This window comes from Dyadobacter sp. 3J3 (assembly GCF_009801115.1).
GTDB lineage: Bacteria > Bacteroidota > Bacteroidia > Cytophagales > Spirosomataceae > Dyadobacter.
On sequence record NZ_VTOL01000002.1, the window covers coordinates 611,784 to 638,032 of the forward strand.

22 protein-coding genes are annotated in these 26,249 nt (G+C 41.5%); 9 read left to right on the plus strand and 13 right to left on the minus strand.

The annotated features are described in order from the left end of the window. Nucleotides 1-7: 7 nt before the first annotated feature. From ilvB to FZF08_RS06500, 6 genes are all read right to left on the minus strand, one after another. Nucleotides 8-1,747: a biosynthetic-type acetolactate synthase large subunit gene (ilvB, locus tag FZF08_RS06475; protein WP_200837044.1), complete on the minus strand. Its 1,740-nt coding sequence runs from the start codon at nt 1,745-1,747 to the stop codon at nt 8-10. Nucleotides 1,748-2,001: 254 nt separating this feature from the next. Continuing rightward, nucleotides 2,002-2,793 carry an isocitrate lyase/phosphoenolpyruvate mutase family protein gene (locus FZF08_RS06480; protein WP_159467809.1) on the minus strand — a complete coding sequence of 264 codons (792 nt, stop codon included), beginning with the start codon at nt 2,791-2,793 and terminating at the stop codon, nt 2,002-2,004. Between the two features lie 60 nt (nt 2,794-2,853). Next, nucleotides 2,854-4,479 (minus strand): MFS transporter, encoded by a 1,626-nt coding sequence (locus FZF08_RS06485; protein ID WP_159467810.1) that lies wholly within the window; start codon nt 4,477-4,479, stop codon nt 2,854-2,856. Then, the gene (locus tag FZF08_RS06490) at nt 4,479-5,525 is read right to left on the minus strand and encodes an HlyD family secretion protein (RefSeq protein WP_159467811.1); all 1,047 of its coding nucleotides are present in this window, start codon (nt 5,523-5,525) and stop codon (nt 4,479-4,481) included. Before FZF08_RS06490 ends, FZF08_RS06485 begins: the two co-directional genes overlap by 1 nt. A 15-nt stretch (nt 5,526-5,540) precedes the next feature. Then, on the minus strand, nt 5,541-6,953 hold the full coding sequence (locus tag FZF08_RS06495) for a TolC family protein (protein WP_159467812.1): 1,413 nt from the start codon (nt 6,951-6,953) through the stop codon (nt 5,541-5,543). 120 nt (nt 6,954-7,073) lie between these two features. Next, a complete protein-coding gene (locus FZF08_RS06500; RefSeq protein WP_159467813.1) occupies nt 7,074-7,946 on the minus strand; it encodes an AraC family transcriptional regulator in 873 nt (290 codons plus the stop codon). Nucleotides 7,947-8,630: 684 nt separating this feature from the next. Here FZF08_RS06500 and FZF08_RS06505 point away from each other — a divergent pair. Together FZF08_RS06505 and FZF08_RS06510 are read left to right on the plus strand one after the other, a co-directional pair. After that, on the plus strand, nt 8,631-9,548 hold the full coding sequence (locus FZF08_RS06505) for an aldo/keto reductase (RefSeq protein ID WP_159467814.1): 918 nt from the start codon (nt 8,631-8,633) through the stop codon (nt 9,546-9,548). 12 nt (nt 9,549-9,560) lie between these two features. Then, nucleotides 9,561-9,944 (plus strand): nuclear transport factor 2 family protein, encoded by a 384-nt coding sequence (locus tag FZF08_RS06510; protein ID WP_159467815.1) that lies wholly within the window; start codon nt 9,561-9,563, stop codon nt 9,942-9,944. Nucleotides 9,945-10,367: 423 nt separating this feature from the next. Here the strand turns inward: FZF08_RS06510 and FZF08_RS31715 are convergent, their stop codons facing one another. Together FZF08_RS31715 and FZF08_RS06520 are read right to left on the minus strand one after the other, a co-directional pair. Then, nucleotides 10,368-10,682 carry a hypothetical protein gene (locus FZF08_RS31715; RefSeq protein ID WP_229216436.1) on the minus strand — a complete coding sequence of 105 codons (315 nt, stop codon included), beginning with the start codon at nt 10,680-10,682 and terminating at the stop codon, nt 10,368-10,370. Nucleotides 10,683-11,125: 443 nt separating this feature from the next. Then, nucleotides 11,126-12,451, minus strand: coding sequence for a Gfo/Idh/MocA family protein (locus FZF08_RS06520; RefSeq protein ID WP_159467816.1), 1,326 nt, complete (start codon nt 12,449-12,451; stop codon nt 11,126-11,128). A gap of 1,193 nt (nt 12,452-13,644) precedes the next feature. Here FZF08_RS06520 and FZF08_RS06525 point away from each other — a divergent pair. From FZF08_RS06525 to FZF08_RS06540, 4 genes are all read left to right on the plus strand, one after another. Next, the gene (locus tag FZF08_RS06525; protein WP_159467817.1) at nt 13,645-13,971 is read left to right on the plus strand and encodes a PadR family transcriptional regulator; all 327 of its coding nucleotides are present in this window, start codon (nt 13,645-13,647) and stop codon (nt 13,969-13,971) included. Continuing rightward, the gene (locus FZF08_RS06530) at nt 13,968-16,610 is read left to right on the plus strand and encodes an ABC transporter permease (RefSeq protein ID WP_159467818.1); all 2,643 of its coding nucleotides are present in this window, start codon (nt 13,968-13,970) and stop codon (nt 16,608-16,610) included. The genes FZF08_RS06525 and FZF08_RS06530 overlap by 4 nt, the downstream gene beginning before the upstream one ends. A gap of 52 nt (nt 16,611-16,662) precedes the next feature. Continuing rightward, the gene (locus tag FZF08_RS06535; protein WP_159467819.1) at nt 16,663-17,613 is read left to right on the plus strand and encodes an AraC family transcriptional regulator; all 951 of its coding nucleotides are present in this window, start codon (nt 16,663-16,665) and stop codon (nt 17,611-17,613) included. A 79-nt stretch (nt 17,614-17,692) separates the two neighbouring features. Continuing rightward, entirely contained in the window at nt 17,693-18,445 is a 753-nt protein-coding gene (locus FZF08_RS06540) for an SDR family oxidoreductase (RefSeq protein ID WP_159467820.1), read from the plus strand. 85 nt (nt 18,446-18,530) lie between these two features. Here the strand turns inward: FZF08_RS06540 and FZF08_RS06545 are convergent, their stop codons facing one another. After that, nucleotides 18,531-19,319, minus strand: coding sequence for a methyltransferase, TIGR04325 family (locus tag FZF08_RS06545; RefSeq protein ID WP_159467821.1), 789 nt, complete (start codon nt 19,317-19,319; stop codon nt 18,531-18,533). Between the two features lie 320 nt (nt 19,320-19,639). On the opposite strand from FZF08_RS06545, the gene FZF08_RS06550 reads away from it, so the two are divergent. The 3 genes from FZF08_RS06550 to FZF08_RS06560 are packed head-to-tail and all read left to right on the plus strand — an operon-like array spanning nt 19,640 to nt 21,758. After that, the gene (locus FZF08_RS06550) at nt 19,640-20,500 is read left to right on the plus strand and encodes a glycosyl transferase (RefSeq protein ID WP_229216437.1); all 861 of its coding nucleotides are present in this window, start codon (nt 19,640-19,642) and stop codon (nt 20,498-20,500) included. Nucleotides 20,501-20,502: 2 nt separating this feature from the next. Further along, nucleotides 20,503-20,868, plus strand: a complete 366-nt coding sequence (locus tag FZF08_RS06555; RefSeq protein ID WP_159467823.1) for an FdtA/QdtA family cupin domain-containing protein — start codon at nt 20,503-20,505, stop codon at nt 20,866-20,868. After that, on the plus strand, nt 20,865-21,758 hold the full coding sequence (locus tag FZF08_RS06560) for a glycosyltransferase family 2 protein (protein WP_159467824.1): 894 nt from the start codon (nt 20,865-20,867) through the stop codon (nt 21,756-21,758). Before FZF08_RS06555 ends, FZF08_RS06560 begins: the two co-directional genes overlap by 4 nt. A gap of 2 nt (nt 21,759-21,760) precedes the next feature. Here the strand turns inward: FZF08_RS06560 and FZF08_RS06565 are convergent, their stop codons facing one another. From FZF08_RS06565 to lpdA, 4 genes are all read right to left on the minus strand, one after another. Next, nucleotides 21,761-22,468: a glycosyltransferase family 2 protein gene (locus tag FZF08_RS06565; protein ID WP_159467825.1), complete on the minus strand. Its 708-nt coding sequence runs from the start codon at nt 22,466-22,468 to the stop codon at nt 21,761-21,763. Between the two features lie 5 nt (nt 22,469-22,473). Further along, on the minus strand, nt 22,474-23,322 hold the full coding sequence (locus FZF08_RS06570; RefSeq protein ID WP_159467826.1) for a glycosyltransferase family 2 protein: 849 nt from the start codon (nt 23,320-23,322) through the stop codon (nt 22,474-22,476). Next, nucleotides 23,306-24,103: a glycosyltransferase family 2 protein gene (locus FZF08_RS06575; RefSeq protein WP_159467827.1), complete on the minus strand. Its 798-nt coding sequence runs from the start codon at nt 24,101-24,103 to the stop codon at nt 23,306-23,308. Before FZF08_RS06575 ends, FZF08_RS06570 begins: the two co-directional genes overlap by 17 nt. A 622-nt stretch (nt 24,104-24,725) precedes the next feature. Continuing rightward, nucleotides 24,726-26,132, minus strand: coding sequence for a dihydrolipoyl dehydrogenase (gene lpdA, locus FZF08_RS06580; RefSeq protein WP_159467828.1), 1,407 nt, complete (start codon nt 26,130-26,132; stop codon nt 24,726-24,728). Between the last annotated feature and the right edge of the window lie 117 nt (nt 26,133-26,249).

Below are 26,249 nucleotides of genomic sequence, written 5' to 3' on the forward strand. Positions count from 1 at the left end.
TAACATTTTATCTCAGTCTGATGTCACCCACCCCCGCTCCCTGCGGGATCATCGGGAAAACATTGTTTTCTCTTTTTACCATTACCTCCAAAAGAAACGATCCCTTATGGCTTAGCATTTCACTCAAGGCGGTTGCCAATTCCTGCCTTTCAGAAATCAATTTTCCGGAAATTTTATAGGAACCTGCCAGGGCTACGAAATCAGGACTTTCCAGATCTACAAAGGAATATCTGGAATTACTGAACAGTTCCTGCCATTGTCTTACCATTCCTAAGAAACGGTTGTTCAATATAACTATTTTGATACTAATCCCGGTCTGCATAATTGTCCCGAGCTCCTGTAAAGTCATCTGAAAACCTCCGTCACCTATAATTGCAATCACTTCCTTTTGGAGCGCTCCAAACTTCGATCCTATTGCCGCTGGTAATGCAAAACCCATGGTTCCCAACCCGCCGCTTGTGATATTACTCCGACTGTTGTTAAACCTGGCATACCGGCAGGTAACCATCTGGTTTTGCCCTACATCTGAAACAATCACCGCTTCACCCTTTGTTAGCGCATTCAATTGATTTAGCACCTCGCCCATCGTCAGTTCACCCTCCGACGGATTTAATTCCTTATGAATTACTGTATCAAACTCCTCAGCATAAAGGCTTTTAAATCGGCCTACCCATTCGGCATGTTCCTTGGAAAGAATCAACGTTGTAAGTAAAGGAAGTGTTTCCTTGCAATCTCCACAGACCGCGATGTCTGCCGTGACATTCTTACCGATTTCGGACCGGTCTATATCCAGGTGAACTATTTTGGCTTGTTTTGCATATTTATCCAGACGGCCTGTGACCCTGTCATCAAATCGCATCCCAATTGCTATCAAAACGTCACATTCATTGGTCAGCACATTCGGCGCATAATTTCCATGCATACCCAGCATCCCAACATTTAAAGGATGATCTGTCGGAATACCCCCTGCGCCCAGTATTGTCCAGGCCGCCGGAATTCCGCTTTTTTCTACAAATACCCGAAATTCTTTTTCTGCGCTACCTAATATTACTCCCTGTCCCCATAAGATCAATGGTCTGGCTGCTGCGTTAATGAGTGCTGCGGCCGATTGCACCGCATCGGTTTTGACAATGGGACGCGGCCTGTAACTTCTGATATCGTTGCATTTAACATATCCCTCGTACTTAAAACTCTGGAGCTGCGCATCTTTGGTGATATCAATCAAAACAGGACCAGGCCTGCCGCTACGGGCTATGTAAAACGCTTTCGCAAGAATGGAAGGAATCTCTTCTGCACGGGTTATAAGATAGTTCCATTTTGTTATGGGTGCCGACATATTGATAACATCTGTTTCCTGAAAGGCATCTGTTCCAAGCAAATGCGAATATACCTGCCCTGTGATACAAACCAGAGGAGTACTGTCTATTTGTGCATCTGCTACACCGGTAAGAATGTTAGTTGCCCCGGGTCCGCTTGTTGCAAAAACGACACCAACCTTTCCCGAAACACGTGCATAACCCTGCGCAGCGTGCACCCCACCTTGCTCATGCCGAACCAGAACATGATTGAGCTGAGTACTGTTATCATACAGCGCATCATAAATTGCAATGTTTGCACCTCCGGGAATCCCAAAAATTGTGTCGACTCCTTCTGCTATTAAAGCCTCAAGAACCGCCTGCGAACCACTGATTTCTCTCGAAATTGCCGCATCAACCTCGGCCGCTTCTACATTATCATCTAATTTCATGTTCATCATGACACATATCGTTTATACTAAATTTGGTCTTGCCGCGCCCGGATCATTAGTCAGGTCAACCCGGAAATCTTTACACCTACAGCCGAACGCATCGTCCCTAAAAACAGTCAGCCGAAAAAACATTATTTTAAATACATATTTTTAAGTACCTCATAGCTCTATACGTCAATGAGCCGATTTCACTTTTGTGTTATCTTACCTGAACAAAAGGCTTTTTAATTGAAGCTATCATTACATTTTTAAACCTAGAACCTAAGCTTTTTCTGCCACCTGAGAGCATCGAGATAAATATCACCAGAGGTGTCGTGTACAAAAGATGAACTCATACTGATACGACAAACACCAGCTTTTGCCAATTCGCCCATGGTCAGGTCCAAACCGGTATATCCCATTAAAACATTAACAGGACGCGGCGAAACAGCTTTCACGATTTCCTCTATTTCCTCCTTTTTGGTGATTCCAGGTGCAAACAGCACATCGGCACCAGCGTTTGCATAGGCAACAAGCCGTTTGATTGTATCGTTAAGATCCACAATACCATGAAGATAATTTTGACTGCTTGCTGTCAATGTAAAATGAAAGGGCAAACTTCTGGCCGCATCCACGGAAGCAATAATGCGCTCAACGGCATGAGAGAAATCATAAATTGGCTTTTCACCATTACCGGTAAAATCTCCAATACAACCCCCTACCAATCCGGTTTTTGATGCGAGAATGACAGTCTCCATGCAAATCTCGGCAGAGTCTCCATAACCGTTTTCAAGATCGGCCGTTACCGGTAAATTTGTAGCCGACACTATATTAAACGCATTAGTCAATACCTCATCTCTTTTTAAACTTGTTTTCATTCCATTGTTTGCCATCCTGGCACCAGCGACGGCGCACAGGGACAAAAAGCCCATATCAGTTAATAATTTTGCCGAGCCCGCATCCCAGGCGTTGGGCACAAAAAAGGGCAATCCATCTTTATGAAGTTTTTTAAAAGCGATGCCTTTGGCAAACGGGGAACTGATCGAACAATCAAAGTCTGGTGACATATCATCTAATAGTAATTTGTAAAATATTCTTTAAATGCGCATTAAATTGAAAACCAGCTACTAAACAGCAGAGCCACTCCCAACTTCTCTTTGACCAGGACAAACCACCCCTAGTCTTTTCCAATCCACAAAAGTCTTTTTGATAGCAGGAATCACCAGGATCAGAACAGCCACAGCAGCCAGCAATACACCAAAAATCATGAACACTGCACGGTTTGTCAGAAGCTGGCTTTGCTGTGTGAGACTTTGCCAGATAGCTCCACTTGCCAGGCTTGAGGCCTGGTCTGCTGAGAATCCCTTTGAAATATACCCCGACCTGTAGCTATCCAGCCACGTAATTGTATTTTGATTTTCCAATGAGAGATAAGTAAGAAATCCCTCTTTATAATATTGGTTAAAATACAACTGCATATTATAAAATCCGGCAAAGGAATGTAATGTCGCGGTAAACCTTGTGCAGGCAGCAAGTATCAAACCGCTCATACCGCTACCGGCCGGTGCCGAAGAAAGTACAGACATCATAATCGGAACAAATAAAAGTCCCGAGGCCATTCCCTGTACAAACACCGGAAGCAGCAAATCTGTGAACGATAAGTCCGGTGTCAGTAATATTGACATCCACCCGTTGAATGTACTCAACAGGCCAAAACCTGCCACCAGAAGCACTCGAATTGTGCTCTTTTTCGCTAGTAACATTTGAATAGAAAAAACCAACATACCTACCATCGCTGACATATTGCAAAGTCCCAGTTCAATCACCTGAAGCGTACTCCATTTTAGTACACCGCCAGCATAGTTATACCCCAGGTTGACGCTGTCTTTACTTCCGTAATAAATTGCAAGAAGACAAAGGGCCACTACAAAATTCACCGATTTGAATACGCCAAGATGGATTACGGGTCTTTTAACCATGTGTTGTCTGTACAAAAACAACGATACCCCGACCACAGCAGCAAAAGCGCTGAAACATATTCTCGCGTCGGAAAACCAATAGTACTTTGATCCGTAAATAGTGGTATAAGCCACAGCCAGAGCACCGCAGCCAAACAGGATCATTCCCTGCCAGTCGATTTGATATAAAGGATAAGGCTTATGACCTGACGACTTTCTTAACATCATCAAAACCATAACCATTGTCAGCAGCTCAAACAGGATCAGATAATAGTATGTTACCTTCCAATCGGCAGATTCCACAACAAAACCGCCCACTAAACCAATCAGAACTATGTTGCTTAGCATTGTTCCATAAAATACTGCCGGACCAATTATCTGCACCTTCTGCGGCGGCAATTGCGAAAAGATCAGCATCAAAGAAAATACGATCACATTGGCTGCCAGCAAGCCCTGAAAAAAACGGATGACCAGAAATAAATTAATATCCTGACAATAAAGACAGAGGCCGTCCAGGAAAATTGCCAGCATTATACTGATCAACAAATAACCTTTTGTTTCAAAGTATTTAAAAAAACGAAACTGTACCGGCAAAACCGTTATAATGCCCGCATAAGTTGACATGATGGCAAACGATATATCTTCCGGCTGCGCGCCAAGATAACCAACAAGGTAGTTCTGGGTCATTACAAACATTCCCAGATGTGCCAAACCTGACAAGAGCATTAAAAACAACGCGATGCGTACACCCCAACTCCAGCCTGTTATCCAATTCTTAAAATAAACCGGTTTCATCAGTATATTCTTTTTTTAATGGCAACACTGACATTCATACCCGGAAGAATCCTGGTGCCATGCCCATCGGCAAATTCAATTTTAACCGGTACACGCTGAATGATTTTGACAAAATTACCGGTGGAATTATCAGGCGGTAAAAGTGAAAAACGTGCCCCCGTAGAACCTGCGATGGCTGCAACCTTACCACTAAAAACTTTTTCACCAATTGCATCTACCCGTATTTCCGCAGGCTGCCCGACATACATTCCAGCCACCTGCGTTTCCCTAAAATTTGCAGTTATCCATTTTTTACCTTCGTTAATGATACTGACCAATGGCTGCCCAGGTTGAATCTGCTGACCTTCCAGAATATTTTTACGACCCAGCCTTCCCGTATACGGCGCCAGGATTATTGCATAGGACAAATTAATTCTCGCCAATTCCATTGAGGCCTCTTTGCGCTTAATTTCCGCATGCAACAAGGTAAAGTGAGTTTTAAGCTCTGCTATTCGTACCTGGCTCGTTTGCAGGCTATTTTGCGCAGCACTGAAATCACTTGCTGCTACGTCATAGCGCGCCTTCACCACTTCCAGATCCGAGCCTGTCGCGGCTTCTTCCTTTACCAGATTGGTATACCGTTTGATATCCTGCTGTTGCTGTACAAAACGGGCCTGCGTCCCATTAATCTGATCCCGATTAACATGTGTAGCTGTTTCAGCGGAAAGAATACCTGCTTTCAGTACTGCCAGCTGCCCATATGCATCCTGTACGCCCGCTTCTGCTGCCATCAGCTGAGCCTTGTATTCACGCGCATCCAATATAACCAGTGTGTCTCCCTTTTTTACCAGCTGATGCTCATCAAAATTTACGTGTTCGATGTATCCTCCGATTCTTGCCGATACCGGATTAATGTAGGCTTCCACCTGTGCATCGTTCGTCTCTTCATAATCCCTGCTATACTGCCAGTATCGAAAGAAATATCCTGCCCCTGTCAGAATTACAATTACAGAAATAACCGAAATGACAAGGTTTCCCGGATGTATTTTATTATTGATCTTTTCCATGTTTCCAATGCTTTTTTATAATTTTCCGCTGCTATAAAGAATATGGTAGTAAATAGTAAACGCATCTGTCTGCGCCTTTACCAAATTAAACCGGGATTCCTGGTAAAGATTATCCGCATCCAAAAGGTCGGTCAGCAACGAAAGCTGGTTCACATACTTCGTATAAACAATACGGTAGTTTACACGCGCCTGCTCTACAGACCGCTCATTAACTTTTATTCTGCTTAGTGCTTCACCATACTTTATAAAATAAGACCCGATCTCCGTCTGTACATTATCCCGGTAAGCCTCACGCTGTATTTCCAATTCTTTCAGTTTTAATCTACCTGATGCCACCTTTGCTTTATTATGATAAAGTGACGAAACACTATACTGCGCTTTCAGTCCTACAAACCCTATTGCATAGGCCTGATCAACCGGCGGAAAGAAAAGATAATTTGGGTAATTCAACCCATAAGCACCGAATAAGTTCAGATTTGGCTTATTACCACTTTGCAGCGCCCTGACCCTTGCACGCTGGCCTTCAATATTTTCAGCAGCTTTTTGTAAAACATAAGAAGATATTCCTGCAACCTCAATCAACGGGATCAGCGACCGCATATCCGGCCTGGCCATCCCGGCAGAGTCTAACGGTAATATTCTAACCGAATCAGGAACATTAAGCAAAATATCCAGTTTTTGGCTCACGATCATTATATCATTTTGATTCTGTTCCAGGGAAAGTTCAACGCCTGATAAGTTAACCTCCGCCCGAAGAACGTCGCTTCTGGTGACCTTTTCATTTTCATAAAGTGAATTAATCGTACTCATCCGCGTCTGGGCTCTTTTAAGTTGCTCTAAAACAAACTTCTGCTGCTCATTAAGCCTTACCAGATCAAAGTACTGACACGCCGTTTGCAGCGCAATTATCCCCGTTTGCTCTTTGGTATTAATTTTTGCAGCATTTAAACGCGAACCTTGCTCGCTCCGCAAAGCAAGCTGCTTTCCACCACTATAAATCGTATATAAGGCATCAATGCCCAGGGTCGCGGCATTCGGTGTTGGTCTTCTCGCTCCGGTACTTGCATGACTTAATCCTTCCGTAAAAAGCGTTAGATCCGAAAAACGCTGGTATGAGCCACCGACATTAATGACTGGCAATGCGCTTTTGTAAACATCTTTCAAATCTTCACCCGCAGCCTTTTCCGCGATACCCGCAGCCTGTACCCATTTGTTCTGATTTCTCGCAAATTCGATCGCCTCTGTCAGGCTAAGCTGATAGCCACCCTGCCCTCTTGCAACAGTTGAACTGAAGATAGAAACCACCAACAGTAAAACTATCCCACATAAAGACCAAATTTCAACCTTACTCTTCTTACCTGAATATCCACTATTTTCCACAACCGCCTCTCTTTCAAGATCGACGATCCCAATCTTAGACTTTGCCATATCCCAAACCTTATTAAAGTTTCAACAAGACAAAATTCCCTTAAAATATGGATCAATAGTGGTCCTCAATACCTCAATGTTCGTCGAAATAGCTTAAATACAAATAATAGCATATAAAACTCAATCGAACGTTTTACGGTATTCAACCGGAGAAAGGCCTGCATTGGCCCGAAAGAATTTGCCAAAAACAGATTGGTCCGAAAAATTCAGCATCCCGGAAATTTGTGAGACAGTAAGCGTTTTGTTTTGAAGTAAAACTTTGGCTTCCAGAATTACGGCATCGTCAATCCATTGTCCGGCAGATTTGCCGGTTTGCTTTTTAACGGCTGCCGAAAGAGACTTCGGCGTTAAATGAAGGTGACTTGCATAAAAATCCAGTCGGCGTTCACTCATGTAATGACTCCTGAGCAGCTGCCTGAATTTTCCAAACAGAGGATTGCCTTTCCCTGCTGACGAAGATTCCCCTGCATGTTGACGGTAATAACCATCTATCTCATAAACCAGGGCAAAAATATAGTTGCGCACAAGCTCGCTCTTGTGATAGTTACCTGCCTGTTGAGTCAGGTCTAATAACTCAAAGATCTTATCGATTTTAACAAAGTAAGATTCTTTCAGCGGCAGGACATGTAAATCGTTACTGCCAAAGAAATCATATTTAAAAAGAAAAAACAGATCTGCAGACCTTTCCAGCAAAAAAGCTTCTTTAAAAAAAATAACATCCATTTTTAAATGGTCGCTGCGCTTGCTGAAATAACGGATATCAGTAGGTGCCAGCGTAATAATGGATGGCGCATCAACTTCCCATGACGACAAGCCAACGTTCAATTTTACTGCACCTTCTTTAATATAGGCAATGGCATAACTTTCTGCACGGTATGGTTCTTCCTGATATGGATGCTCACCAGATCTGACAAAAAGATAATCCTTGCCATTCTCAGGTACAGAGAAAAGCCGGCTATGCCTTGAAAGCGAAAAGGTCTTTATGTCATTCATCTTCACAAAAAATATTCTTCAATAACCATTGAAGACAAATTAAGTAGTCAGTTTCTAAGGCAACATCCTTATAAGTTTTTCGGAAAATGCATTGCTTAGCGAGCGTTTTCCTATGATATTTCCAATTAATTGACGATTAATCATTGCTGTCCGGGGTAAAACAAAATGGTCTTCATTTTTTGCAAGTTGCAATAATTCTCTTTGAAATTATCAATTCAATAAAATCTCATTTGGAATAAGCATAACTGTCTTTTCCTTCGCTTGCTGTTTCGACAATTTCTTCCTTTCTAGCGGCCGGAATATCTCACGATTATACCGGAAAAATTTCATTTTAGGACCAGGCTATTTTGACGAACACTGAGGAACTTTCGCCTAATGTTAGCCGCAATTTAAGTTGAACTTTGCGACGTAATAATTTTAAAAATTTATAATATAAGGAAGTGAATTACCGGTCACGCATGAAATTTCAGAAGGAAGGATCGATATATAAAACAAGAATTAGAGTATGACATAAGGATATTATTGTATAACGGCATGGATTCACTTAACTTAGTCAAGTACAATAAAAAATTTATAAAAGTCAAAATAACAATCTTACAAAAAGAGAAATATTTCAAATTATCTAGCTGAAAAGGGATAGTAGGGATGGGTAAAATAATTAAACAACATTAAAAATATAACAAAATGAAGCCAGCAAATAGTACAATTAATATGCCGTTACTTGGGTTTGGGACTCTTATTCCGGATACTGCTACCACGATAAATGCTACAAAGTATGCGTTAGAGGCTGGTTTTCGGCACTTCGATTGTGCGGAACGATACCGAAATGAAAGCGAGGTCGGTGAGGCATTGCAGGCAGGGCTTGCTGCTTGTGGAATTTCGCGTGATGAGATTTTTATTACTACGAAATTATGGAATTCCAATCACCAGCCGGAACGTGTAAAACCCGCATTTGAAGCGAGCCTGAAAAGACTACGGATTAACTATCTTGATCTTTATCTAATCCATACCCCTTTCGCTTTCCAACCTGGCGATGAGCAGGAGCCCAGAGATGCAGACGGAAACATTATTTACGACCGGGGCGTAACCTTACTGGATACCTGGAGGGCTATGGAGTCTCTGGTAGATTCCGGCAAATGCGGGGCAATCGGGCTGTCTGACATTAGTTTGAAGGATCTTATTCCCATTTACGAAGCGGCGAGGATCAAGCCAGCCGTTGTTCAGATAGAATCACATCCATATCTTCCCGAAACAGAACTTCTGGAATTTTGCCAGGCGAACAATATCACTTTTTTAGCTTTTGCACCATTGGGTCATGGAATAAAACCGGGACCACTCGAAGATTCAGTTATTTTGTCTATTGCCAAACGTGTTGGAAAGACTCCGGCACAAGTGCTGCTCGCTTGGGCACTTCAGCGTGGAACTGCTTTACTAACGACGCCTAAAACTGCTGACCGGGCAAGAGAGAATTTTGATGTCTCTTTGCTGCCAGAAGATGCATTTGACCAGATCAATCGTATTCAAACAAGGCAAAGATTCAATCAAGTGGTGAGTACCGGCGTTCCGGGTTTCATTCCGCAGGGTAATTTGAACAAGAACTAATTTAAACGGTCCATGAAAGAAGAACAAATACGTGAAGTCCTGAACTTGCATTGGCAAGCATCAGCATCCGGTGATGTTGATTTGGAACATCAAATTTATGATGAAGATGTAATTTGTGATTATCCCCAGTCGGGTGAGCGCATTCTCGGAAAAAAGGATTTGCAGGCACTCAGGAGTAACCATCCGGGTAAACCATCAGGCTTCGTTGTGAAACGTATGACCGGAAAGGGAAATCTCTGGATTACGGAATACAATATTACTTACCAGGACCGGGCAGCATACACTGTAAGCATCATGGAGTTTAGGAATGGTAAAGTGATCCATGAAACACAATATTTCACAGATCCGTTTGAAGCTCCCGCATGGCGAAATCAATGGGTTCATCCGATGGACTGATGATATATTATGAACTTTAAAACATCGCGTATAAGTACTAATAGAGCGTTTTTGAAAACATAATTGATCGTTAATTTCCATTTTATATTATCCGATATTAATTGTACAATAACAATGTATTCAACTTAAAAAATTTAGGTGAGTAATTCGGGACTTAGTTTTTTTGGCAAACTTTAAAGTATTGATTATTAGGTGGTAATAAATTTTACTCAAATCTCTTCCTCTATACAAGTAAGATAATCGAAAGCCTGTAAATTAACCATTTACGGGCTTTTCTGTTTTTATTATTGTGTCAAAATATTCTTTTTTTCACAATAATTAGGTGAGGAAATTATATCGGCAAAAAAATAATTGTTCATCTAAGTCGAAGGAAGATTGGTACATTATCAGACCACCCTGGATCATACTTGGGAATTTATCATCTCAAAGTATAAAAATCGGATTTAAATATTCTATATGAAGACTGCGTGCCAATGTTGTCATAACTACAACTGTTACATCAGCTAGCTGAGCCAATTGCGTAAGTATTGTGCCCACTCCGCCATTTGCACCATGCACCAGAATAGTTTGTCCAGCTTCCACTTTTGCTATTTTATGCAGCATTTGCCACGCGGTAATGCCATTTACAATTAAACTCTCAGCATCTAACGGATCAATTCCCTCCGGAACCGGTAGTAAATCAGTTTCTGAAATTTTATACAGCCCTTCAACAAAAGTCGGACAAATTCTGGATTCCAAATCCAAAAAAATTCCGGATCCGGCGATGACCAGAACGTTCCGTCAAATCCAGAGCAATTTTATTCAAAACAATGCCTCAGGCATTGTTCCCACTGTAATACCTGGATGGAAAAAGGAAATTCCCCATCCTTCACTTGAAATAAACAAAAAATGGATTACAGGTATTGGATTTATTGCCTTGGCTAAATACGTCACATGAGCCGTCGACCAAAAGTAAGTCTCTCCCACTTGAAGGCGGGAGAGACTTTTTAACCCTTCTCTGGCACGAATAAAAGACCATATCGCCAGACCATTCGGGACGCTTAGACCTACGATGAGATTGTTACCTTTTCTCTATAAATTGAAAAGTTTTTTATTGGAGTAACTTCCATTTGATTCACCCTCAAGACAATAAACTTTTCTTCACAACAGCGCCTTGAGATGGTACAGACTACTTTCGAGGTCTAGAATTTCCGATACATGCCACCCAGATATTGGTTGGCATCTTCTTCTGCGAACTGCGCTTTTTTGGCATCCCAGTGCAATGTTTTATTCGGGAAACGGCCGGCAATTACACCAAGCAATATGGTTTCCGTAAGGCGCGAAGCATAAGAGAATGGTGCGCTGCATGTAGCTTTGCCCAAACATGCATCCACAAACTCATGATAATGCTTGTGCACTTCTGAACTGTACTCCCGAACCGGCTCACTCAATTTGAACTGCGAAATATCAATATCTTTATAGCTGCCGTCAACGATGAGTTTGGGCATAACCTGGAAATGCGGTAAATACAATCTGCCTTTTTCTCCGATAAACATGGCGCCCTGGTCGTGCAGGTCAGCTCCGTCGGGAAGCATCAGATCTTCCCTTTGTTTGTCAGCGCCCACGCCATCATACCATACCCATTTCAGGGTATCCGCAGTATATTTTGTTCCTGGAAATTCATAGGTAACCATGTTCTTTTCAGGGTATCCAAATCCATTTGGCTTGCGGCAATTCGTAGTAATGGTTCTGGGCACATCCAGTTGCAAGGCGTTGTAAGGCGTATCAAAAATATGTACTCCCATATCACCCAACGTAGCACAACCATAATCAACAAGCTTCCGCCAGTTACCAGGATGGTAAAAACCATCTTTATAAGGCCTTTCTGCCGAAGTTCCCTGCCATAAATTCCAGTCTAAGTTGGCTGGTACAGGATCGCCGGTTTCTGGCACAGGGCCATTATAACCCCAGTTTTTTGGTGACCACGCTCTTACAGTATGTACTTTCCCAACAATTCCGGATTGGATTAGTAAAGTGGCTAGTTTGTAATCATAAAAAGAATGCACCTGAATACCCATTTGGGTTACGAGTTTTTTGTCTTTGGCAAGTTTGTCCATTGCCCTGGCTTCTTTTACATAGTGCGTAAGTGGCTTTTGACAATAAACAGGTTTATTCATTTCCATGGCCATAATTGACGCTGGTGCATGGGTGTGATCAGGTGTTGACACAATCACTGCATCAATATCCTTACTCATTTCTTTGAGCATCACGCGATAATCTTTGTATGTTTTGGCATTTGGAAACTTAGAGCTCACAGTCGCTAAAACAGTGGCATCAACATCGCAAAGTGCGACCACATCCACGTTACTATGAATTGATATGGAAGCCAGGTCGGCCTGTCCCATCCCACCTAAACCGATGTGAGCGGTTCTTAAACGTTTGTCGGCAGAAAAAGCCCATGATTCAGCGGGCATCAAGGCAAAGGATGACAAGGCGGCTGCATTTTTAAGAAACTCTCTTTTGTTCATGAATTCAAAAAGGTTAATTTTTTTAGGAAAAAAATGAATGGTATTAAATGCATGTAGTAACTCTGGTTGTCTTGAAAACCGGCAAGTTCCACATTAAGTCAATGAAAAAGCTTAAAATTGATCTGTTTTTAGATCAATTCCAAAAATATGTGCCTTAGCTGGGTTGTTTTTTAAGATTTTAGGTCCACTTGGAAGGGAAGTCGGTTATGTAAACTGCATTTGTATAGCTGACAATGGTCAGGACTTCCTGAAAAACTTCTACCTTTTAATCCGTGTGAGCATTGGAACTAAATGGGCTATCATTAAGAAGTTGGAGCATACGGTTTGAGCAGGCTGGATACTTGTTGCTTACCTCTTGAATCCTTAGACCAGTTTTAAGCCTCACACAAGAAATAGACGGTATAAGAAATTATTAAAAATGCACAGCTGCGTTCATCAGGAACGAATGTTGCTTACTCCGCAACAAAATGCCTAAATAACTGTCCTCCGCGCATACCTTAAAGGTGCTTCGAAATTGTTGTAGAAAATACAAACTTGTGATAGTTTTTTTTCAGGTTGGACAGCAGTCCGCGCCGAGCCGCTGACACTTTTTTATAAGCGATGATATACGCTGGTGCTCCTGTCCAACCTTTATTCTCTGTAACTTAAATATCCCTAATCAATTAGTTTTTATTGCAATCCTGCCGCGTAGGCGGTTTGATGGATATGTCAAATTCGAGCGGACGCCGACAGGAAAAACTATTATGCACAATATTTCATCTTCAAATTCTCTTGATGATGGTCAAACAGACAGAAAATTCAACAGCATTACTTCGCTACGCTGTTGGTATCAATGTAAGCAAGGACTATTTACAAATTTGTTTATCAAACATTGATATCAATGAAAAAACCACTGTGAAACGGACAAGGAAGATTCCACTATTTCATATTTGTAGCAGATCATATTAGTATCCGGGTAAAGGTTAACAATATTTTCAACCCATTTATCGATAGATAAACAAAAGATTATCAACACATTCCTAAATCTAGTTTTCGCTCATAGGAAATTATTTAAAGCCGTCCGGAATTGGACGTTAATCTGTTCATTTTCGGACAGATTATATATCCAGATATCACCCAAAACTTCTCTTGTCCGCATTTTAGACAATGGCAAGATATTTGTTAGACATTTGCATAACTAATAACACTGTCACATGAAAGGAACCTATCTCGGCGAGTTCGAAGAAGTGGTTTTACTTGCTGTCGCTATCCGTACAAAAGATGCATACGGCGCTTCTGTGGTTAATGAAATTGAGCTACAAATGGGCCGTTCAGTCAATTTGGGTGCCGTGCATACTGCCTTGCACCGACTTGAAGAAAAAGGTTTGGTTACTTCTCAAATGGGCGGTGTGACAGCTGAGCGTGGTGGTCGCAGCAAAAGATTATACGTTGTTACTATAACGGGACTCAAAGCTATTGAAGAAATCAGACAACTGCGTAACCAGATGTGGGATACCATTCCAAAAATAGCATGGTCATGAATTCTTCTCAACCGAATCGCGAAAACCCACCCCGCATGGCTACTAAGCTGTTTCATTGGTTTTGTGCTGCGCATTTACTGAATGAAATGGAAGACGATCTGGATGAGCTTTTTCAACAACGGGTCAGGACGGTTGGTATACACAGGGCAAGATGGCGTTATGTTCAGGATGTGGTAAGCCTCTTGCGGCCCAGCCTGATGCGGCCCAGCCCGATAAAATCGAAAGAAAATCAATATTCAAACCCAAGCCATACGGACACGCTGCACAACTACTTTAAAATCGCATGGAGGATCCTTGTCAAAAACGGCACTTTTTCAACAGTCAATATTATGGGCTTGTCCGTAGGCATGACTACGGCCATACTAATCGGTTTATGGATATTTGATGAAATGTCTTACGACAAATATCATCAAAATTATGAGCGAATCGCACGCGTCATGCAGCATCAAACCTACAATGGATCAACCAGCACTACTCCCGCTACACCTCTTCCCATGCGTGCAGCTCTTCAAAATGAGTATGCAAGCGAATTCAGCCATATCGCATTATCTTCCTGGACTGAGGATCATATCCTTACTTATGGTACAAATAAATTCACAAAAAAAGGCAACTGCGTAGAACCGGATTTCCCCTTCATGATGTCGCTCAAAATGATTAAAGGCGTAGCGACAGGTCTGAACAATCCCAATTCTATGCTGCTTTCAGAATCAGTTTCAAAAGCGTTGTTTGGCAGCGATGATCCCATCAATAAAATCCTTAAAGTTGATAATAAAAACTACTTTAAAGTAACAGGTGTATATGAAGACCTACCCTACGCAACCGAGTTTCGGGATGTGTCATTTCTACTTCCCTGGAAGTTTTTCGTGGAAGAAGAAGCATGGGTAAAACGATCAGAAACGAACTGGGGAAACAACTCATTTCTGTTGCTGGTACAGATTGCCCCGAATACGAGTTTTGAAAAAGTGACTGCAAAAATAGAAGGTATTAAAGCCCGTCATGCCAAAGAGGAGGCCCGGTTCAACCCCAAAGCTTTTCTTCACCCCATGAGCCGATGGCATTTATATTCAGAGTGGGGAAATGGCCGGCCAGTTCGCGGACGAATTCAGTTTGTCTGGCTATTTGGCATCATTGGTGGATTTGTTCTTTTGCTGGCCTGCATTAATTTCATGAACCTCTCTACCGCCCAGTCGCAAAAACGGGCCAAAGAAGTTGGTATTTGCAAGGCTATCGGTTCAATACGCAGTCAACTAATCGCACAGTTCTTCATTGAATCTCTACTGCTAGCGATGATCTCTTTTACGCTTTCAATAATCCTGATACAAGGCCTCCTACCTTGGTTTAATCAAATCGCAGATAAAAAAATTAATTTCCCCTGGCATAATGAAAGAAGCTGGGCACTTGGCGTCGGCTTTACAATGTTGACAGGATTACTGGCAGGCAGTTATCCGGCATTATATTTATCTGGTTTCAGGCCGATCAAAGTACTTAAAGGCACCTGTCAGGCAGGTCGTTTTGCAGCTCTACCACGTCAGGTTTTAGTTGTTGTTCAATTTACAGTTTCAATCACCCTTGTCGTTGGTACGCTTATTGTGCTCCGCCAGATTCAGCACGCTAAAAACAGACCGGTAGGTTTCGACAGATCGGGACTGCTTTCTATCGCAATGAATACGCCTGATCTTCACAGACCCGACCTGGCACTTAGACAGGATTTAATGCAAACGGGCGCCGACCTTAACATCGCAAAGTCATCCAGCCCAACGTCAGAAGTTTGGAGCAGCGATGCAAGTTTCAGCTGGCCAGGAAAAGATCCTAACCAAACAGGCGATTTCGGGACCGTTGGTATTACCTATGAATATGGTAAAACGGTCGGCTGGCAATTTAAAGAAGGTCGCGATTTTTCACGCAATTTTTCTACTGACGCCATGGGAATCGTGATCAATGAAAGTGCAGCCAAATTCATGGGATTAAAGAAAACAGTAGGGACGCATATCAAATGGAACGGTGAACAATATACCATCATTGGCCTTATTCAGGATGTTGTAACGGGATCGCCTTTTATGCCGATCCAGCCCACTATATTTTTGTTAAAAGAAGACTGGGCTTATTTTTTCCACATCCGGCTCAATCCAGCTTTAACAGTACAACAGGCACTATTAAAGCTGGAACCCGTTTTCAAAAAACACAATCCTGGCAGCCCTTTTGAGTACAAGTTTGCCAGTGAAGAGTACGATCAAAAGTTTCATGCCGAAGAACGGATCGGTAAGCTCTCAACGGTTTTTGCTTCTTTGGCCATCTTCATCAGCTGCCTGGGACTTTTTGGTCTGGCATCCTTTTTCGCTGAACAGCGTCAAAAAGAGATTGGAATTCGTAAAGTGCTTGGCGCTTCGATAGTAAATTTGTGGCAGATGCTTTCAAAAGATTTTGTGGTTTTGGTTGTCATTTCCTGTGTGCTGGCTATTCCTATTGCCTATTATCTCATGCATGACTGGCTGCAACAGTATACCTACCGTACTATCGTTTCCTGGTGGATTTTTGCAGCGGCCATGTCAGGAGCTTTACTTATTACACTTGTCACTGTTAGTTTTCAGGCAATAAAAGCCGCTGTGCTGAATCCTGTCAAAAGCTTGCGGAATGAGTGACGTTAGTTAGAAATCCAATTTTCCGTATATTTGTTTTTTACAAAAACATATTATGCCTGAAACCCCTTTTGAAACACTTTGTTCCAGCCTTTCCAGCGGGACGTCGACAGATTTGAGCGCACTTTTGCCGCAAGGAATACAACAGGAAGTTGGGCATTTTAATGTTTTCAATCTGGCAGATATTATGCCGGAAGCGCGTGAGAAATCTACAATCTCCTGCGCTTCCCGGGCGTTTTATAAAATCAGCTTTTTGACTGGAAAATCACGAGCCGAATACCCTGATCGTGAGGTTGAGATCTCGCAACCAACTCTAATCTTTTCAACACCAAAAAGTCCTTTTTACTGGTCGCCGACGGGCCAGCAAACCGGAAAGTTCTGTGTATTTACCGCAGAGTTTCTTCATCCCACTACCAGCGGTGTAATACTGGATGAACTGCCTATTTTCAAATCACCCGAACATCCTGTCTATGCGCTTTCAGATTCAGACATAACACGGACACAAGGCATCTTCAATAACATGGAAGGCGAAATTGCCTCCAATTATGCCTATAAGTATGATCTCCTACGCGCTTATACCCTTGAACTTATTCACCTTGGCCAGAAGTTGCAATCCACCGTGATGCTTCATCCAAATCATAGTGCCTCGGCGAGAACTACATCATTGTTTCTGGAACTTTTGGAAAGACAATTTCCCTTGGAAAGCCCACAGCAGAAAGTGACTCTTCGCACTGCAAAACAGTATGCCGATCATCTCGCTGTGCATATAAACCATTTGAACAAAGTACTTAAAGAAACTACCGGACTTACAACAACTGAACTCATTTCAGGTAGAATTCTCCAGGAAGCCAAAGCATTATTGCGCCATACCGACTGGACTATCGCTGAAATTGCGGATAGTCTGGACTTTTCAGATTTTGCGCATTTTTCAAAATTCTTCAAAAATGAAACGTCTTTTGCTCCGGGAGTTTTCCGCAGTCAGACAAAAAGTTTGAATTATACATAAAAATGATTGACCAGAACAAACCTGGCCTTCTTACTTTATCAGACTTTTGTATTGTTTTTAATCAATACAAAAAAGTCTCATGACAACTCAAAAAATCGCATTAGTAACCGGTGGAAGCCGCGGAATCGGAAAAGATATTGCAATAAGTCTTGCTAAAAAAGGCGTTGACATTCTGTTTACTTATCATAGCAACACGTTAGAAGCGGAGAAAACCGTGGCCGCAATTACAGCGCTTGGCCGTAAAGCTTTCGCCCTACCTCTTAATACTGCGGACATCAGCGGCTTTGATCATTTTTTCCAACAAGCTTCCACTATTTTAGAAACCAACTTCGGCACAAACCGATTCGACTTTCTCATCAATAACGCAGGGACCAGCCTTTCGGACTCGATCAAAGACACTACCGAGGCTCAGTTTGATGACATGATAAATATACACGTAAAAGGTGTCTATTTTCTGACACAAAAAGCATTGAATTATATTCAGGATGGTGGCCGGGTTATCAATATTTCATCGGCTGTATCACGTGTCAGCTTTCCGGGGGTATCCGCTTACGGGATCATGAAAGGTGCGATTGATGTCTATACCAGATTCCTTGCACAAGAACTTGGGGCCCGCGGTATATCAGCCAACGTAGTTGCTCCAGGTGCTATTTTCGGTGGCGGAGCTATGGAAGATACTCCTGAAATGCGTGCTTTTGTTGCAGGTGTAACGGCTCTGGGGCGTGTTGGCCTACCGGATGATGTCGGTGGCGTCGTGGCATTTCTTTGCAGCGATGACGCAAAATGGGTGAATGGTCAGAGGATTGAATTGACTGGTGGGATGAATTTGTAATATCCTGTTTGCCAAACAAAACAAGCGCCTTTTTGTGCGCTTGTTTTGTATTATCTTTTCTCGAAAAATGAATAAGGTTTAAAAATTATTTTCTAATAAGAAAAAAACCTTTGTCATACCCTGCTTTTACAGAATCAATCACTATTTCCTGCTCTCCCGGAACAGAAGATTCAAATTCTGTTTTAATTTGATAGTCATCAAAATGTTGCATGAGCCTCTTTTCGTTAAAAAACCAGGCAGGATATTGGGCTTCATAAATATGCGCCGGAACTATTTGCAGCGTGAGCCGGTCCGACTGATCATTTTTGATAAAGGAAGTGCGGTCAAGGATGATATACTTAAATCCAAATTCTTTGATTTCATCCAGGAAATCGTGGGGGTTTGGCAGATATTGAATAACACTGGACAGAATTAATACATTCGCTTTTTTTGAGGTAACACTTTCTTTAATTGTGTAGTGAAATTTTAAAATTTCATCCTCAAATAAATCTTTTCCGCACGTCACATATTCTTCTTGCTCCACCACACTCCAGTGAAGTTTAACGGACGGAGGAATAAGGTCCCTGACCTGATAATAGGTACTACCCAATGATCCGCCAAAATCCAGCACATTCAAAGTGCCTCCACATTCCACAGCGGCGTACAAAAGCGCAGAAATAACGGAATAAGGATATAATTTTTTATCAAATAAAACAGAATCACGTTCGTAAACCGCTTCACCATTTTTGATTTTCAGCAGAGAATCTTTCGTTATGTCCAAAATTGTTTTCGCCTGGTACCCGCCGGACATTGTAGCCAATTCCTCCCAGTTTTTATAATTGCCAAACCAACCGTCTTTGTTTTTTTCCTTCTTTTTTAGTCTGAATAACGACATGTGCTTTCATTAAAATTCGTGGCAATTTAAATATATAATGGCCTATTCACAACGCTCTTTTAAACGAGCAAATAATATCAGTTTTTTTTAAATTTTTTATCTTCAATATAGCGTCACATCTAATAATATTCATTGATATTTGTATCCAAATAACCCCCTAACAGCTGTAAATTCATTTCATGCAAAATTTTTGCACTCTGTTTAACTCATTCTATCTCTCTAGGGGGCTGGCAATGTATGAATCGCTATTTAAGCAAAGCAGTAATTTCCATTTGTACATCTTTGCATTTGATGATGCCTGCTATACGGCACTCATAAAAATGCATCTTTCTAATGTCACAGTTATTTCGCTAAAGGAATTCGAAACGCCGGAACTTCTTTCAATAAAGACAACACGAACACAGGGAGAATATTGCTGGACCTGTACCGCTTCAACGATTTGGTATTGCTTACATACTTTTCCACTGGATCATTGCACGTATATTGATGCGGATTTATTATTCTTTTCCGACCCAAAAGTCCTTACAGATGAAATGGGAGAAAAATCTGTGCTGATTACAGAACACCGATACAGCCCGGACTATGATCAGTCGGAGTTAAGTGGAATTTACTGTGTTCAATTTATAACGTTCAAAAATACTGAACCGGGTTTAAAGGTTTTGAGTTGGTGGAGAAAAGCCTGTATACAATGGTGTTACAACCGTTTTGAAGACGGGAAATTTGGCGACCAGAAATATCTTGACGACTGGACAACCCGCTTTGACGGCGTGCATGTATTGCAACATATTGGAGGCGGTGTTGCACCATGGAATTCCAAAACCTATACATATGAAAGCAAAGCGGGGCGTGTTTTGGTTAAAAGTCAAAATTCCCAGGCAGTCCCCCTTGTTTTCTATCATTTTCACGACTTCCGGTATAGTGCCAACGAAAGTTTCAGACTTACGGCTGAACAATATCTGTTGAACAAAGATGTAATTCGATTGATTTACAGCCCCTATGCCAACGCACTTCGTGATGCAGAATCCAAAATCCTGCTTACAAATCCAACAGCCGTTTTCCACGAAAATCCTTTACCCCTAACGTGGATAAAAATCAGCCTGTCCAGAAAAATTCATTTTCTACTGAAAGGCCGTTATAAAAATTACTCAAAAAAACGTAAACTTCAATCCAACCTTTATTAGCCTTGGCTGAATTAATTAACCTGAAAACCTTCGCTGATACCCGCGGAAACCTGACTGTAATCGAACGCGTTATACCCTTCGCAATCAAACGCATTTTCTACATCTACGGAGTCGATGATTCCGTTCGGGGGGGACATAGACACAAAACAACCATTCAGGCAGCGATATGCCTGAAAGGAAGTTGCAAAATATTAAACAACACAGGTAAGGAGCAGCAGGAATTTACACTGAATTCCGCAAGCCAGTGTCTTTTACTTGAACCTGGTGACTGGCATCAAATGCAAGATTTTGAAAACGAAACGATACTGATGATACTTGCCTCTGAGCATTTTGATCCGGATGATTATATTTATGATCCTTATCCATGAGCAGTCTCAAAGTTTCCAATACAGCCGTTGGTCTTCCAAAAATTACCATTGTTACGCCTTCTTATAACCAGGGGAAATATCTGGAAGATACCATTTTGTCGGTGCTTGATCAGGGATATCCAAATCTGGAATACATTATTATTGACGGTGGCAGCACCGACGATTCTGTGAATATCATTAAGAAATACGAAAATCAGCTGGCCTATTGGGTCAGCGAAAAAGATGAAGGATTGTATCATGGTTTGCAGAAAGGTTTTGCCAAATCCACAGGAGAAATTATGGCCTGGCTAAATGCCGATGACATGTATCACAGGAAATCTCTATTTATGGTAGCAAAAATTTTTGAAAAATTCGGACACGTTCATTGGGTCATGGGAAGTAATACGTTCTTCGATGAAAGTGGTCATCCATTTCTTTATAATGATCAGCCATATGCACAGCGTTGGTCCCAACCTCGTCTGCATATTTTTAACGGTCATTTTATTCAACAGGAGTCAGTATTTTGGAAGCGTGCTTTGTGGGAAAAAGCAGGCGGCTTCATTGAGCAAAACTACTCCTTAGCTGCCGATTTTGAATTATGGCTGAGATTTTTCAGATATGAAAAATTATACAGTACGTCATTTATGTTGGCCGGATTTCGGTTAAGAAATGAAAACCAGAAAAGTTTCCATCAGAGAAACCAGTATCTCGATCAGGTTCAGATGTTGTTGGACGGTGAGAAAAAAGTCGGCCCAAAAATACTGAGCTTAACGTTTTACCGCCTGCTGATTGGCTTGGTAAGATTAATACCAAAAAGAAAATGGCGTGAACGAATATTGGCAAACGTTCTGAAACTTCCCCCCAAAATAATCTTCGACAGAAAAGAAGGAATCGTTTTTAGCAAGTGGTAACATCAGCTTTTGAGCCACTTCGCTTTAAGCCTTTTAAACTGAAACCGCATATAAATCAAAAGCCCGAAATGCTGTAAAATCAAACCACTTTTTCGACTTTCAAACAAAGAATCCTTTTGGAGTGAAGATATACCGCTGTCGTTAAAAATGGCGATAGTGAAATCCCTGAATTCAAAATGATACTTCTCATGCCGGTTGAGATGCATATTAAAGACATGATCAGCAGAGATTTTATATTTCATATCATACCGGTAACAATAGAATACCTGAGCCGGATAGATGATGGCTTGATGGTTAATACCAGTTTTAGCCTGATGGTAAGGTGAAAGTTGTCCTAAATATTTCTTACCCGCTTTTAAAACGCTCCCGTAGTAAATACGATCAGGCTCCTTCAATTCTTCTGCAAATTTCGAGAAAGCAGGTGTTAATATGTCATCAGCGCCGATGAAATAAATCCATTGGCCCCGGGCAAGATCCAGGGCCTTATTCATTGCGTCATAAATTCCATTATCCTTTTCACTTTTCCAAAAAGCAAGTTTGTCCGAATTTTCCTGAATGATGTCTACCGTTCCATCGGTACTGGCACCATCCATGACAATGATCTCAATATGCGGATATTCCTGAATATAAATACTATCCAGGCATCTTTGTAAAAATTCTTCTGCATTGTAAGTGACCAAAATAATAGAGAGGACCTGATCATGTACCATGTAAATTAAGCAATAAGTTCATTTTCAACTTGTTCCACTTCGTTGAATGTGTTAAAATACTGGTCTAGTCCCTGGCTGCAATACACCGAATTGTTTTGAAGAGCATAAGTCAAACGTCCTTCATTTTCCTGATAGTTCCTCCTGTCAGCCTCCTGATGATGGATATGAAAAACGATTCCGCCAAATTTGATCGTCCTTTTCCTGATCCCGGAATTTATCAGCCTTACTGCAATTTCGTTATCCTCTCGCCCCCATCCTGTAAAACACTCGTTGTAACCGTTAACGCGCACGAGATCTTCTTTCCAAAAAGCCATGTTACATCCTCGTAATGAAAAAATATCATGAGTCCTGTAATGATCAGCCAAACACCTGCTTAGCCAGGCAGCATTAACCCGGTTGAAGAGATTTCCCAGTCCCGGCTCAAAAAGCTGAATACCGGTTTTTTGTAAACGCAGCAATCTTTCAGATAATTGCTTGTTCATCAAAACTCGGCTTCCGGTCATAAATGCACCCGGCTTGCTCAGATTGAGGTGATCTTTGATAAAGTGTTTATGCAGGATCAGGTCACCGTCGATTTGAATAATATATTTGAAAGAGCTTGTCGCGATCGCTTTGTTACGAATTTTAGAAAGTTGAAACCCTTCATCTTTATGCCAGATATGCACAAGTCTAACGGGAAACGTCGGCCTGATTGCCTCAATAATCGCGCTGGTCTCTTCGGTAGATCCGTCGTCAGCAATAATAACTTCATCGGGCAACACCGACTGCTCTTTCACACTGAGCAGACATAGCCGAAGGGCTTCCGGCCAGTTATAAGTAGAGATAATAAGAGAACTTTTAGTATAGGTTTTCATATCCATTTAGACAGATTTTAGCCTTGGTAACTAACGTATTTTGGATTATCTGGCTGTGATAGCCTTCATTTAATCTGGGTAAATCCTGATGATAAAAATGAAACTGAACCGCGCTAAGTTTCACGATTTTTTTAATTATATCGTTATTAATAAAACGGACTGCCAGTTCTTCATCTTCATGTCCCCAGCCGCTCAGTGCATTGTTATAGCCATTCACACGTAGAAAATCTTCTTTCCAATAAGCAAGATTACTCCCGCGCACGTTTCTGCTTACCATTTCCCGGCGCTGGCCAAGTGACCTGAATACAGGCAGACGAATTGCGTTAAGACGGTTGCAGACTCCGTAAGAATAAAAACCGATATCTGTATTACGACTTGTTAGCAACGCTGCCGTTCGGGAAGCATTAATCCGTGCACGACTTCCCCGAACAAATGTTCCTTGCTCAGCTGCCGCCATATGATCCTTAACGAATAATGGGTGGAGCAGTACATCACCATCGATCTGAATTAAATAGTCACCCTTACTCCTGGCAATGGCCTTGTTGAGAATGAGTGTTTTCCTGAAGCCCTGATCTTCATGCCAAACGTGAATAATGGGAACAGGAAAAGTTTCCTGAATCTGAGTGATTATAGCGCGAGTCCCGGCGTCTGAGCCATCGTCAGCGATAATTACTTCTAATGGCAAAATCTTTTGCCTGGCCACACTTAAAAGACAGCAGCGTAATGCCTCTGCCCAGTTGTAGGTAGCGATGATAAGCGATGTCGCCGGAACGGAGATCATGGGTAATTCAGGTTGTTTTTTGAACTAAACCGAATCCAAAAGGAATTGTTCTCTGGCAAAATATCAAACACAACTCCGGTTCATGATATCTATTGGGAATATCAAACCAGGGAAAATGTGCAGATGCACCAAGACTACAATCAAGCATTAACTTGCGTGATTAAAGTAGAAATTGTGAATTTGAGAGAATAAAAACTTTGGGATAATAACTGGAATTAATCTAGAAACAACTGGTTACATATGTGTCTATACGTTGGTTCATTCAGCGGTTGTACCACCAATGCAAAAAGGGAAAACGAAGTATAATTAAGAGGCATGAGTTATGATTGTTAGGGATAAAGTTTCGTCTAAACGTAGAGACTATGTAAATATCTAAAAAGTAGCCGAATTACCACAAAGAAATTCCCTAATTTTTCCTTTATTTTTTTCGCTGTAACGGTAAGTGTCAATCTTTCAATCCCTGTATTTATTTTTCTGATGGCCTGCATCACGTCAAAGCCTGTCGATTAATGAGTACAGACTTGTTTGCGAACTCTTCTTTTACATATTAAAATCCTGAAATTAGAATTTGCCGGACTTTAATATGTAAAAGAAGAGATCGTATTAAATAATAAAATGACTGTTAAATATTTAAAGCTCCACTACCCGATGCAATCAAATATGCATCTTTCAAGGTTTCCGAATAAGTTGGATGCGCATAGGATATTTTCCCCAAAGCACTATCTGTTATCTCAAATTCCAAAGACACTACAGCCTGAGCAATAATATCGGCAGCTCTGGCGCCAATGATATGGACCCCAAGAATTTCGCCATATTTAGGGTCTGTCAGTACTTTGGAAAAACCTTCCGTATCGCCCGAAGCACGCGCTCTTCCGCTTGCGGAAAAAGGAAATTTCCCTTTGTTGTAAGCAATTCCTTTTTCTTTCAATTGTTCCTCTGTATAGCCCACACTGGCAACTTCCGGCCACGTATATACCACGCCGGGAATAAGATTGTAATTGATGTGAGGTTTTTCGCCATGTATCACTTCGACAGCCAAAACACCCTCTTCTTCTGCTTTATGTGCCAACATCGCACCTTCAATTACATCACCGATGGCATAAATATTTTCTTCTGCCGTACGCAGATTTTTGTCTGTCCTGATCCTGCCTTTTGAATCCAGCTCGATTTTAGTATGTTCCAGACCAAGGCCTTCAGTATAGGGTTTTCTCCCTACCGCCACAAGGCAATACTCCGCTGAAATTTCCTTTTCCAAATTCTTTGAATCAAGGTATTTCACAGTAACACTTTCGCCATTATTTTTTGCAGACTGAACTTTTTGGCTCACCAAAACGGTAATTCCGGTTTTTGTCAATACCTTTTGCAGTTCTTTACCAAGCTCTCTGTCCATTGTTGGAATCAGACTTTCTGCATATTCAATGATGGTTATTTTCACGCCGATCCTGGCAAAAATAGATGCCATTTCTACACCGATCACACCACCACCGATGATGACTATACTCTCAGGTTTTGCACTTAGTGATAAAGCTTCCGTTGATGTAATAATCCTGTTTTTATCAATTGTTACACCAGCAATTGTGGAAGGTTTAGAGCCGGTAGCCACTATAAAATATTTACTCTTTACTGCATTCAACGAACCGTCAACTCCTTTGACAATTAGCTCATTATTATTAACAAAAGAAGCCGTACCATAAATCACTTCGATTTTATTCTTTTTCATCAGGTAGTTAATCCCTGATACGTTTTGTTTAACCACTTCACTTGCACGCAGAAACATCCGCTGAAAATTAAGTTTAAGTGCCCCTACTTCAATACCCTGATTAGCGAATTTGGTTTTGACGCTATGATAATTTTCGCTGCTGTCAAGCAGGGTTTTGGAAGGAATGCAGCCCACATTGGTACAAGTACCGCCGAGGTTACTATATTTTTCTATGATTGCCGTTTTGAACCCTAATTGTGCGGCCCTGATTGCGGCGGTGTAGCCACCCGGCCCGGACCCGATGATAACAATATCAAATAAATTTTCCATTAAGACAGTTTTTGAGATCAGGAATTGCAATAACCAGTAGCCATAACCATTAATGCTCAGGCTCCCTTACTTCAAAAATACACTATTAAGTGCATCCCGGCAATGTATATTTCAATA